Origin of the sequence: Burkholderia sp. WSM2232 (genome assembly GCF_000472545.1) — a bacterium.
Lineage (GTDB): Bacteria > Pseudomonadota > Gammaproteobacteria > Burkholderiales > Burkholderiaceae > Paraburkholderia.
Window position 1 is genome coordinate 407,430 of record NZ_KI421432.1, and the last position, 11,129, is coordinate 418,558.

Sequence of the window (11,129 nt, forward strand, 5' to 3'; positions counted from 1 at the left end):
TCACGCCTCCACCATCGTGAACGTCGGCTTCACAAGTTCGCGCGGCAACAGCACTGACTGAACCGCGACGACTTCGCGTGCCGACTTCGTCACGCCGCCGCCGCCGGCCGGACCGTTCGTGTAAAGCGTCTCGACTTCGTTGCCGATCTGCACGGCTTGTGCGAGCGATGCGGCGCGTCCGCTCACGCGCGCCCGCACCTCGTAGGGCTCGGCGAAACCGGCGGCCAGGGCCTCGCCATGCAACGCATTCACACCGATCAGATCAAACCGCACCTCGTGCGCCTGAGCGCCAGTTAGCGCGAGCCGCTCGCGCACGATGTCGAGCGCGAGGCGAGCGCGCACCATCGCGCCCGGACCCGCATACGAAATCTGCCCCTCGCCGATGAACCCGTCGAAATACGCAACCGACACCTTCAGCGTACCGGTACGCGGTCCGCCATTGCCACCGCTCACGCGCACGCGGTCCGGGCCTTCCAGCTCGACGCGTACTCGCGAGAAGTCGGCCACCACGTCCGGCTGCAGATAGCGCCCGGGATCGTGAATCTCGTAGAGCAACTGCTCCTTGCAGGTCGCCTCGGTCACGCGACCGCCTGCGTCCTCGAGCTTGGTGATGATCACGGCGCCGTTCGCATCGACTTCCGCGATCGGAAAGCCGAGCCTTGCAAGCGCGGGGACGTCCTTGAAACCGGGGTCCGCGAAATAGCCGCCGGTGATTTGCCCCGCGCATTCCATCAAATGGCCGATGACGGTTGCCTGACCCAGCGTCGGCCAGTCGTCCATGCGCCAGCCGAATTCGTGGATCAGCGGTGCGACGAACAGCGACGGGTCGGCCACGCGTCCCGTCAGGACGATCTGCGCGCCGGCCGCCAGCGCCTCGACGAGCGCACCCGCGCCCAGATAGGCGTTCGCGGCAACGAGCCGCGCGTCGTAGTCCGCAACGCGCTCGCCGGACTCCTCAAAGCAGTAGTCGCCGCTGCGCACCGCGTCGAGCACATCGTCGCCGGTCACCGCGGCGATTCTGAGGCCGCCAAGGCCCAGCGAGCGCGCTACCTCGGCCGTCTTGCGCGCCGCCGCCAGCGGGTTCGCAGCGCCCATGTTCGAGACAATGCGCACACCATTGCGCAGCGCCGCGGGCAGCACTGCCTTCATGCGCGTTTCGAGCAAGGGATCATAGCCATGCTCGGGGTCTTTACTGCGCGCCTGCTGCGCGATAGCGATGGTGCGTTCGGCGAGACACTCGAACACGAGATAGTCGAGCGCGCCGCGCTCCGCCAGTTCGACCGCGGGCTCGATGCGGTCGCCCGAATAGCCCGCGCCCGCACCGATTCGCACAAGGTGTTGCCGCTGAGTGACTGTCATGCTGCTGATCTCTTTTTCGTCAAACTCACAGTGAAAATATCCCCAGCGCGACGCAGGCAATCGTCATCACGATGCTTGCGCCGAATAACAGGGGAAACGTGAATCGCTGGTGATCGGCGAGATCGATGCCGCACAAGCCGACCACGAGGAAGGTGGCGGGCGTTAGCGGGCTGACGGGAAAGCCCGTCGTCATCTGGCCGAGCAACGCGGCCTGGCCGACCTGCACCGCGGGCACGCCGAGCTGACCCGCCACTTCCGCGATAACCGGCAACACGCCGAAGTAAAACGAATCGGGATCGAACAGCATGCTAAGCGGCATCGACACAATGCCGAGCGCGACGGGAATGTGACTCGCCATCGCGGGCGGGACGAAGCTGACCGCCGCTTGCGCCATTGCCTTCAACATGCCGCTGCCCTGCATCACGCCGGTGAACACGCCGGCTGCGAGCAGAATGCCGGCCATCATTAACGCGGCCCGTGCGTGCGCATCGACACGTTTGCGCTGCATGTCGACGTCCGGGTAATTGACCATCAACGCGATGCACAGACCCACCATGAACATGATCGCGGGTGGAATTTTCTCGCCCATCACGACCATCGTGCCCAGCACGATTAGCGTGAGCACGATGTTGAACCAGAAGTTCTTCGGACGACGCAGGGCCTGCTCGTCAGGCGTCAGTTCGCGCCTGGGCATGGGCACCGAGCCGCTCGCGGCGGTGAGACCCAGCCGCTTTTCCTCACGGCGTCCGAGCCAGAACGCGGCGCCGAACACAAAAACAAGGCCGATTGCCTGCACCGGAATGAGCGGATTGAACAGCGACGAGACCGGCAGATGCAGCGAAGCGGACGCGCGGATCATCGGCCCGGTCCACGGCAGAAAGTTGATGCCAGCCGCCATCGACACCGCCGCGGCCAGCACGCGCCGGTCCATCTTGAGGCGGTCGTACAGCGGCAGCATCGCCGGAATGGTCACGAGAAAGCACACCGCGCCCGAGCCGTCGAGGTGGATCAGCAGCGCGAGCAATGTCGTGCCTATCACGATGCGTGTCGGACGGGTGCCGACCGCGCGCAGAATGCGGTCGATGATCGGATCGAGCGTGCCCGCGTCGGTAATGGTGCCGAAGTAAAGAATCGCGAATACGAACATGCCGACCACGGGCGCGAGCCCCTTTAGCCCGTCGATCACGAACTTGCTCGTTTGAAACCCGAACCCGCCGAGCAGCGACGCGGCGATCGGCACGATGATGAGCGCCACCAGCGGCGACATGCGTTTCGACAGAATGGCGCCCAGCAGCACGACGATGGTGGCGAGCCCCAGCAATGGCAGTGGCATGTGCTTTGTCTCCAATGTTGTTTTTTGCTGTGATCGAGCGTAAGTTTCTCGCAGCGATAACACAATTGAAATGATTTGATCGCAGCAATTACAAACGAGTATGGATCTGAACCTTCGGGACATTCGCGCTTTCGTGGCCGTCGCGCAAACGGGCAGTTTCACGCAGGCCGCCACGCGTCTGCATCTTTCGCAGCCGGCGTTGACAGTGCAGATCCGGCGCCTGGAGGAAACGCTTGGCCTGCGGCTGTTCGATCGCAATAGCCGCAAGGTCGTGCTCACGGCGACCGGCCGCGATCTGCTGCCGCTGCTGCAAAAGTCTTTGCACGACATGGAGCAGGTCGTGATCGACGCCCGGGCCCTCGGCCACGGCGCGAGCGGCACCGTGCGCATTGCCTGCTTGCCGACCTTCGCGGCGAGTTCGCTGCCTGAGCTGGTACAGACGCTGAAGAAAGCGGTGCCGCGCGTGAGCTTTCAGGTGCGCGACGTCGTTGCGAGCATGGTCAATACGCTGGTGCGCAACGAGGAGGCCGACATTGGGCTCACGGGCGGCGAGCTCGACGACGAACATCTGGAAGTGCTGCATGCGGGCATCGACAGGCTTGTGGTGGTGTGTCCGAAGCGGCATCCGCTTGCGAAGCGGCGGCGCATCGAACTGGCGGACCTTGCCGCGACGCCGCTGGTGCTTACCGCGCAAGGCACGAGCGTGCGGGCGGTGGTGGACAGCGCGTTTGCGAATGCGCGGTGCGTGCCTGAGATCGCCTGCGAACCGACTTACATGATGAGCGCGGTCGCGATGGTCCGCGCGGGCTTAGGCGTGACGATACTGCCGGCGTCGGCGCGCGAAGTCAGAGCTGAGCCGGAGCTCGCGACGCGTCCCGTCGACGACCCGGCGTTCACGCGGCCTATCGCGCTCATCAAGAAGCGCGGGCGCACCTTGCCGCCCGTCACGGAGACGTTCGTGGGGATGATGATTGAGAAGCTGCAGTCCGATTGAGCGCCGGGCGGGAGGGGGACGGCTTGACTTCGGGTTGGGGTTCGCTGCGCGGCGCGGCCGGCCGGAACCAGCTAAATTCCGTAGGTGGATTGCTTTGCGCCGCGATGCTGGCACGCTCACGCAGTCACGTAGCGACGCGGTGGCACAGCCCATTGCGTGAGCACCAGAACCTCGACTGCTGCCCGCAATCAACAATACGGAGACAACCGCAATGGCCTCTTCCCACGAAACACGAGAAGAAACGCAAGACGACACGCTCGAGCATTTCGCGGCGCACGGCACGCCGCCGCTGCCCGCGTGGACCGACTCGGGTTGGGTGGAGCGCGAAGGCGCGCGAATCTGGTATGCGTCCTACAGCAACGGCAAGGGCCAAGGCAAGCCGGTGATCCTGCTGCATGGCGGGCTTGGTCACAGCGGCAACTGGAGCTACCAGGTGCTAGCGCTGCTCGATGCCGGCCGCTCTGTGGTGGTGATCGACAGCCGCGGCCACGGCCGCAGCACGCGCGATGAACGTCCATACAAATACGAACTGATGGCGTCCGACGTGCTCGCCGTAATGGATACGCTCGCTCTCCGCCAAGCGGCGCTAGTCGGCTGGAGCGACGGGGCCTGTGTCGCGATGGTGCTGGCCATGATGGCGCCGGAGCGCGTTGCCGGCGTGCTCTTCTTTGGCTGCAACATGGATCCTGGCGGCACCAAGGAGTTCGTGGCGACGCCGGTGATCGACCGCTGTTTCAACCGTCACCGTGAGGACTATGCGCGGCTTTCCGCTACGCCGGAAGAGTTCGACGCCTTCGTCACGGCCGTGACCGAAATGATGAGGACTGAGCCCAACTACACAGCGGATGACCTGGCGCGCGTAAGCGTACCGGTCCTCATCGCGCACAGCGAGCATGACGAGTTCATCAAGCCCGACCATGCCGAATACCTCGCACACAGTATTCCGGGCGCGCGGTTGCGGGTGCTTGCCGGCGTCAGTCACTTCGCGCCGCTGCAACGGCCTGCGCTGTTCAATGAAGTAATGCTGGATTTTGTTGCCCGCGTGCTTTTGTGAAGCGCGTCTGTGTAACGCATCCACACCTGTATCGCCGGAACCCCCAATTTTTCACGATGTGACACGCGCGCTTGCTTCGTAAAAAACCGTGGTGCGTGGCACAAATCCGCCGTTTCGCAATGTCGCCCCGCGTTGCATATCGCAAAACGTGGCGAGCAAACCATTGTTTTTTATAGAAAAATTTCGTTCCATCGAACCGCCTTTCATCGGCTTGCGCCGCTGCCTGCTGACGTAGACTCTTTTACAAGAGCAGGCGCTTCATGCGGTGCAGTCCAACAGGTGGGATGACACGATCCCGACTGCGCCCCACATGCCGTGCATGAAACCGCCGACGCACCGCGATTTTTTATTGGCAATTGGGAGACTAAAAATGAAAGGCTTTCGCTTTGGATCGACCCAGGGAGCGTTCTACATTCTGCCCGGCCAGGACGGTTGGGAAGCAACCTACGGCAACGACAAACTTGGCGAGTTTTCGAGCCCGCAGCAGGCGGCTGACGACCTCGCGCGCGGCTTGACCTGCCCGCATCTGTCCGAAGTCGATACGTCGACGCTCGAAATCCCGGAGAAACTGAGCGACTGGGAAATTGTTCACGTTTGATGGACCGCATGACGCGTGTCCACGTGACGGAGCCAGAAACGACGATGGCGCCCGAAAGCGCCATCTTCCTTGTGACGGCTTACTGCGCTTACTGGTTAAGCGCCTCGACCTTACGCGATGGAGTCCACGATCTGGTTCAGCGTGGCGCTCGGGCGCATGGCCTTGCTCGTCAGCTCGACGTTCGGACGGTAGTAACCGCCAATGTCCACCGGCTTGCCCTGCGCTGCGCGCAGTTCTTCCAGAATCTTCGCTTCGTTTTCGGCCATTGCCTTCGCCACGCCGGCGAACTGGGCCTGCAACGCGGCGTCTTCGGTTTGCGCGGCCAGTGCTTCCGCCCAGTACATCGCGAGGTAGAAGTGGCTGCCACGGTTGTCGAGACCGCCAACCTTGCGCGCCGGCGACTTGTCGTTGTCGAGGAACTTGCCGGTTGCCTGATCCAGCGTCTTCGCGAGAACCTGCGCCTTCGGGTTGTGGTACGCGTTGCTCAGGTGTTCGAGCGACGCAGCCAATGCCAGGAATTCGCCCAACGAGTCCCAACGCAAGAAGCCTTCTTCCACCAGTTGCTGAACGTGCTTCGGCGCCGAGCCGCCCGCGCCGGTTTCGAACATGCCGCCGCCTGCCATCAGCGGGACGATGGAGAGCATCTTCGCGCTGGTGCCCAACTCCATGATCGGGAACAGGTCGGTCAGGTAGTCGCGCAGCACGTTGCCGGTGACCGAAATGGTGTCCTTACCGGCGCGGATGCGTTCCAGCGAGAACTTCGTCGCCTCGACCGGCGTCATGATGCGAATGTCGAGCCCGTTCGTGTCGTGGTTCTTCAGATACTGTTCGACCTTCTTGATGATCTGCGCGTCGTGCGCACGCGCTGCGTCGAGCCAGAACACTGCCGGCGTGTTGGTGGCGCGCGCGCGGTTCACCGCGAGCTTCACCCAGTCCTGCACCGGCGCGTCTTTCGTCTGGCACATGCGCCAGATGTCGCCAGCTTCCACCGTCTGTTCGATCAGCACCGCGCCGCTTGCGTCGGTCACGCGAACCACGCCGTCGGCCGGAATCTGGAAAGTCTTGTCGTGCGAGCCGTACTCTTCCGCGGCTTGCGCCATCAGGCCGACGTTCGGCACCGTGCCCATCGTGACCGGGTCGAACGCGCCATTCTTCTTGCAGTCTTCGATCACAGCCTGGTACACGCCCGCGTAGCAACGGTCGGGAATCACGGCCTTGGCGTCGTGCAGCGCGCCGTCCGCGCCCCACATCTTGCCCGACTCGCGAATCATGGCCGGCATGGACGCGTCGACGATCACGTCGCTCGGCACGTGCAGGCTGGTAATGCCCTTGTCCGAGTTGACCATGGCGAGTTGCGGACGCTGCTCATACTGTGCCTTGATGTCGGCTTCGATCTGTGCGGCCGTGTCAGCCGGCAGGTCCTTCAGGCGCGCGTACAGGTCGCCGATACCGTTGTTCGGGTTGAAGCCTGCCTGCGCCAGCGCGTCAGCATGCTTGGTGAGCACGTCTTTGTAGAACACCGACACCACGTGGCCGAAGATGATCGGATCGGACACCTTCATCATCGTGGCCTTCAGGTGGACCGAGAACAGCACGCCGTTCGCCTTGGCGTCGTTGATCTGCGCCTCGATGAAGCTGCGCAGCGCGTTCTTGCTGAGCACCGAAGCGTCGATGATCTCACCCGCCTGCACCGCGGTCTTTTCCTTCAGAACCGTCTTCGTGCCGTCGGCGGCTGTGAGTTCGATCTTCACCGTGCCCGCCGCGCCGATCAGCGCCGACTTTTCGCTGCCGTAGAAGTCACCGCCGCTCATGTGCGCCACATGCGACTTCGAGTCGGCAGCCCACGCGCCCATCTTGTGCGGATGCTTGCGCGCATAGTTCTTGACCGACAGCGGTGCGCGGCGGTCCGAGTTGCCTTCGCGCAGCACCGGATTGACCGCGCTGCCCTTGATCTTGTCGTAGCGTGCCTTGACGTCTTTTTCCGTGTCGGTCGTGGCGACGTCCGGATACGGCGGCAGCTTGTAGCCCTGGTCGCGCAATTCGGTGATTGCGGCCTTCAGCTGCGGCACCGAAGCGCTGATGTTCGGCAGCTTGATGATGTTCGCTTCGGGACGCGTGGTGAGTCCACCCAGCTCCGCCAGATCGTCCGAACCCTTCTGTTCCGCGCTCAGGTAGTCCGGAAATGCAGCGATGATCCGGCCGGCAAGCGAGATGTCGCGCGTTTCAACGATCACGTCGGACGAGCGCGTGAACGCCTTGACGATCGGCAGCAGCGAATAAGTCGCCAGAGCAGGCGCTTCGTCGGTGAGGGTGTAGATGATCTTCGGCGGTGTGGACATGTTTGATGCTTTGCTAGATGAAGTGAGAGACAGAGCGTTGGAAGCGCTGAGCCAGCGAATTGCGGCGAAGCGGCAAAACGCAGCGCGACCCACGGCACTACTTTTTGCGGCCCGAGCGTGAGTATATGCGTGTTTTGCCCGCTCTGCTGCTAAACAAACATGTCGAACAACCGTGCGAAACTAGCCGGATGCCCGCCTGACAAGGGTTTGAGCGATTTGACCTAGCCCGAAAGACATATGTCTTATAGATGACCCAAGGTCAAAAATCTCTGCTTGATGAGAACGACTCTCAACTTGAGGGCGGCGCGGCCCATCAATGTAGTCAAACGCTTAATTTCGCTGCGGCACCCGGTTGTTAACCAGCAACCCCGTCGTTTTCGCGATAGCTCTGCGCCATCGCCACCACCACCTTGCGCGGTCCTTCGAACGGGTCGCGCGCGTGCGCCGTCAGCATGTTGTCGAGCATCAGCACGTCGCCGGTCAGCCATGGAAACACGATGCGTTGCTCATCGAGCACCCCGCGAATCTCCGCGAGCGCGTCGGCTTCCAGCGGCGCGCCGTCGCCGTAATACACATTGCGCGGAACGTTTTCGAGACCCACCGAATCGATCAATGCCTCCTGCATGTCCTCGTCGAGCGACGAAAGGTGGAACAGGTTCGCCTGATTGAACCAGACGCTTTCGCCCGTGCGCGGGTGCCGCGCCACCGCCTGGCAGCGCTCGCGCGTGCGCAGAAGCAACTCGCCGTCGTCACTGTCGCGCCATTCGCATTCGATGCCGCGAGCGCGGCAAATGCGCTCCACCACTGCGGGATCGTCCGAGCCGAACGCCTGTTCCCACGGCAGGTCCAGCCCTTGCCCGAAGTTGCGCACATAGAGCAGTTCCCGGCTCGCGAAGCGCGCGACGAGCGCCGGGTCGAGCGCGCGATAAATCGCGCGACTATCGGCGATCGGCGTCGCGCCGCCGGAACGCGCGGCGAGTGCACAGTGAAACCAGATGCGCAACGGCCATTCACGCGTATACGACTGTTCGTTATGCAAAGGAATGGACCGATGCGGCGGATATTCCGTCGACGTGTACACCGCGCCTTCAACCTGGCTGCGCGGCGTAGACGCGAATTCATAACCGATCAGCGGATGCCCGAACGAAGCCGCGAAACCTTGGAATGCGTCGATCGATTCGACCCGAAAGCCGGTGAAGAGTACGCCGCCGGCACGCTCCAGCCTTTCGTCGACGATTGCGTGCAGCAAGGGCATCGCCTCGCTCAGTGACAGCTCGGCGCCGGCGCGCGGCGAGACCACGGTGGGCAGTCCCGGCTCGATGGTGAGATCGGCAAACGTAGGGTGCGACAACGAAAGCAGGGTCATGGAAAATCCTCTGGCAGACGCGGCGCGCCGGCGTTGGGCGGGCGCGCGCAGTTGTGCGGTGCTGACGTGGGCGGCCTGGTCCGGTGGCACGAGCCACCAACGACGCGCCGCGCTCGACACTCGCGGTAGCGCATTCGTACAGGCAATCTCACGAACTGCTCCGGCGAGCAACAACGAGACGGTGACAATCTAACGCAAACGCGAATCATTCTCAACAACCATCTGAGATATCCGCGCAGGGAATGCACAGCGCCGCCTGCGAGGACGCAGATCTACCACCATCTGGTGCTGAGCGGCCGAGCCAGATCTGGTACAACTGATACATGCGCCGCCTGATAAACCGGCGCGACGGTCAAAACTAAATGTGGTCTGGAGACGCGACATGACGAACGTATTCCGCTTTCAAACGGTGCCGACGCTCGTCGTCGAATTCGGCGCGGCGCGTCGGCTGGGCGCGCTGCTGCGCGAGCAGTTTCCGGCGCTTCAACGTTTATGCGTGGTCACGGACGGCTTTCTGCACCAAAGCGGCTTGCTGGCCCCCGCCCTCGCCGATCTGGCGGCGCATGGCTGGCAAGCAACCGTGATTGACGACGTGATCGCAGATCCGCCCGAACACGTGGTACTTGAAGCGACAGCCCGGGCGCGCAGCGCCGGCGCGGAGATCGTGCTCGGGCTCGGCGGCGGGTCGTCAATGGACGTGGCCAAGCTGATCGCGGTGCTCGCCCCGCAGCAGGAGCAGGCGCTCGGCGACATGTATGGCGTCAACAAGATCACCGTGTCGCGCTTGCCGCTCGTGCAAATGCCGACGACCGCGGGGACCGGGTCCGAAGTCACGGCTGTCTCGATTGTCACGGTGGGCGAGGCGAAGAAAATGGGCGTGGTCGCGCCGCAACTGATCGCCGACCTCGCCATTCTCGATGCCGAACTGACGCTCGGGCTGCCGGTTGCCGCAACGGCGGCGACCGGTATCGACGCCATGGTTCACGCTATCGAAGCCTTCACGTCCGCGCACCTGAAGAATCCGATCTCCGACATGCTCGCGATAAAGGCGCTCGAGCTGCTGTCGCGCAACCTGCTGCCCGCCTGCCAGGACGGCAGCAACCGCGCGGCGCGTGAGGCGATGCTGCTAGGCGCGACTTTCGCGGGACAGGCGTTTGCGAACTCGCCGGTGGCGGCCGTGCATGCACTGGCGTATCCGATCGGCGGTATTTACCACGTGCCGCACGGGCTTTCGAACGCGCTCGTGCTGCCGCATGTGTTGCGTTTCAACGCTGAAGCGGCAGCGCATCTGTATGCGGAACTCGCGGAGGTGGTCGTGCCGGGTGTAACGGGCAGCGCTGAAAACAGGACAAATGCGCTCATCGACAAGTTGGAAGAGATGATTGCAGCCACTGCGATTCCGGCGCGATTACGCGATGTGGGCATCCAGCACGATGGACTTCAGCGGATGGCGAGCGACGCCATGTTGCAGACACGGCTGCTCGTGAACAACCCGCGGCCTGTCAGCGAGGACGACGCGCTGGCAATTTATCAGGCCGCGTTTTGAAACGCGGGCGCGCCGTTACGGGGAACCCCGTGCGTTACGTAGCGTCTGGACGGAACATCGGCGCGCGGGCGCCCGGCTTTTGACGGGTTTTTCGCGTTTAATTCTGCAAATCGCCATCACTGGCCAACTTCTAAATGCCTTTTTCGGGCTTCGCGCTTTTTTCAGACTAATGGCGTAGGACTTGCAGAGATGTCCCCGTTAAACAACTTTCAACGGGGACATCATGATGAAATTGGCTGGCCGCACTGCTATCGCTGTCGCGACGTCGACATTGCTCGCACTTTACGGCTGCGGATCGACGCTCACTACACCGGGAAAGACCGGGCTCACGCCGAATACCAGCGGGCTCGGCGGAGGAGGTTTAGGCGGGACTTCGGGAAGTTCGGGCGGGTCGGGGACTTCGGGGACTTCGGGGACTTCGGGAAGTTCGGGAAGTTCGGGCACTTCGGGCACTTCGGGTACTTCGGGCACTTCGGGCACTTCCGGCACTTCCGGCACTTCCGGCACTTCGGGTACTTCGGGTACTTCGGGTACTTCGGG

At 63.0% G+C, this 11,129-nt stretch carries 8 protein-coding genes and 1 pseudogene; 5 read left to right on the top strand and 4 right to left on the bottom strand.

All coding sequences use genetic code 11. The features are described 5' to 3' along the window. On the bottom strand, nucleotides 1-1,359 hold the full coding sequence (locus F757_RS0131635; protein ID WP_027214845.1) for an acyclic terpene utilization AtuA family protein: 1,359 nt from the start codon (nucleotides 1,357-1,359) through the stop codon (nucleotides 1-3). 25 nt (nucleotides 1,360-1,384) lie between these two features. Further along, complete coding sequence (locus F757_RS0131640; protein ID WP_027214846.1) at nucleotides 1,385-2,692, bottom strand: CitMHS family transporter; 1,308 nt, start codon at nucleotides 2,690-2,692, stop codon at nucleotides 1,385-1,387. A 100-nt stretch (nucleotides 2,693-2,792) separates the two neighbouring features. Between F757_RS0131640 and F757_RS0131645 the strand changes: the two genes are divergently transcribed. The 3 genes from F757_RS0131645 (at nucleotide 2,793) to F757_RS0131655 (ending at nucleotide 5,338) form a co-directional block, all read left to right on the top strand. After that, on the top strand, nucleotides 2,793-3,686 hold the full coding sequence (locus F757_RS0131645; RefSeq protein ID WP_027214847.1) for a LysR family transcriptional regulator: 894 nt from the start codon (nucleotides 2,793-2,795) through the stop codon (nucleotides 3,684-3,686). A 211-nt stretch (nucleotides 3,687-3,897) separates the two neighbouring features. Further along, a complete protein-coding gene (locus tag F757_RS0131650; protein ID WP_027214848.1) occupies nucleotides 3,898-4,740 on the top strand; it encodes an alpha/beta fold hydrolase in 843 nt (280 codons plus the stop codon). Nucleotides 4,741-5,110: 370 nt separating this feature from the next. Next, a complete protein-coding gene (locus F757_RS0131655; protein ID WP_013342380.1) occupies nucleotides 5,111-5,338 on the top strand; it encodes a hypothetical protein in 228 nt (75 codons plus the stop codon). 110 nt (nucleotides 5,339-5,448) lie between these two features. Here F757_RS0131655 and F757_RS0131660 read toward each other — a convergent pair whose 3' ends face one another. After that, on the bottom strand, nucleotides 5,449-7,677 hold the full coding sequence (locus tag F757_RS0131660) for an NADP-dependent isocitrate dehydrogenase (protein ID WP_027214849.1): 2,229 nt from the start codon (nucleotides 7,675-7,677) through the stop codon (nucleotides 5,449-5,451). A 355-nt stretch (nucleotides 7,678-8,032) separates the two neighbouring features. Beyond that, nucleotides 8,033-9,043: a TauD/TfdA family dioxygenase gene (locus tag F757_RS0131665; protein ID WP_027214850.1), complete on the bottom strand. Its 1,011-nt coding sequence runs from the start codon at nucleotides 9,041-9,043 to the stop codon at nucleotides 8,033-8,035. Between the two features lie 382 nt (nucleotides 9,044-9,425). Between F757_RS0131665 and F757_RS0131670 the strand changes: the two genes are divergently transcribed. Further along, a complete protein-coding gene (locus tag F757_RS0131670; RefSeq protein WP_027214851.1) occupies nucleotides 9,426-10,589 on the top strand; it encodes an iron-containing alcohol dehydrogenase in 1,164 nt (387 codons plus the stop codon). 223 nt (nucleotides 10,590-10,812) lie between these two features. Beyond that, nucleotides 10,813-11,129: pseudogene (locus tag F757_RS36760) on the top strand (collagen-like triple helix repeat-containing protein); the annotation flags it as partial.

Excerpts from the sequence above, each read along its gene's own strand:
- F757_RS0131665 (WP_027214850.1), bottom strand. The coding sequence starts at position 9,043 with ATGACCCTGCTTTCGTTGTCGCACCCTACGTTTGCCGATCTCACCATC.
- F757_RS0131635 (WP_027214845.1), bottom strand. The coding sequence starts at position 1,359 with ATGACAGTCACTCAGCGGCAACACCTTGTGCGAATCGGTGCGGGCGCG.
- F757_RS0131660 (WP_027214849.1), bottom strand. The coding sequence starts at position 7,677 with ATGTCCACACCGCCGAAGATCATCTACACCCTCACCGACGAAGCGCCT.
- F757_RS0131670 (WP_027214851.1), top strand. The coding sequence starts at position 9,426 with ATGACGAACGTATTCCGCTTTCAAACGGTGCCGACGCTCGTCGTCGAA.
- F757_RS0131645 (WP_027214847.1), top strand. The coding sequence starts at position 2,793 with ATGGATCTGAACCTTCGGGACATTCGCGCTTTCGTGGCCGTCGCGCAA.
- F757_RS0131640 (WP_027214846.1), bottom strand. The coding sequence starts at position 2,692 with ATGCCACTGCCATTGCTGGGGCTCGCCACCATCGTCGTGCTGCTGGGC.
- F757_RS0131655 (WP_013342380.1), top strand. The coding sequence starts at position 5,111 with ATGAAAGGCTTTCGCTTTGGATCGACCCAGGGAGCGTTCTACATTCTG.
- F757_RS0131650 (WP_027214848.1), top strand. The coding sequence starts at position 3,898 with ATGGCCTCTTCCCACGAAACACGAGAAGAAACGCAAGACGACACGCTC.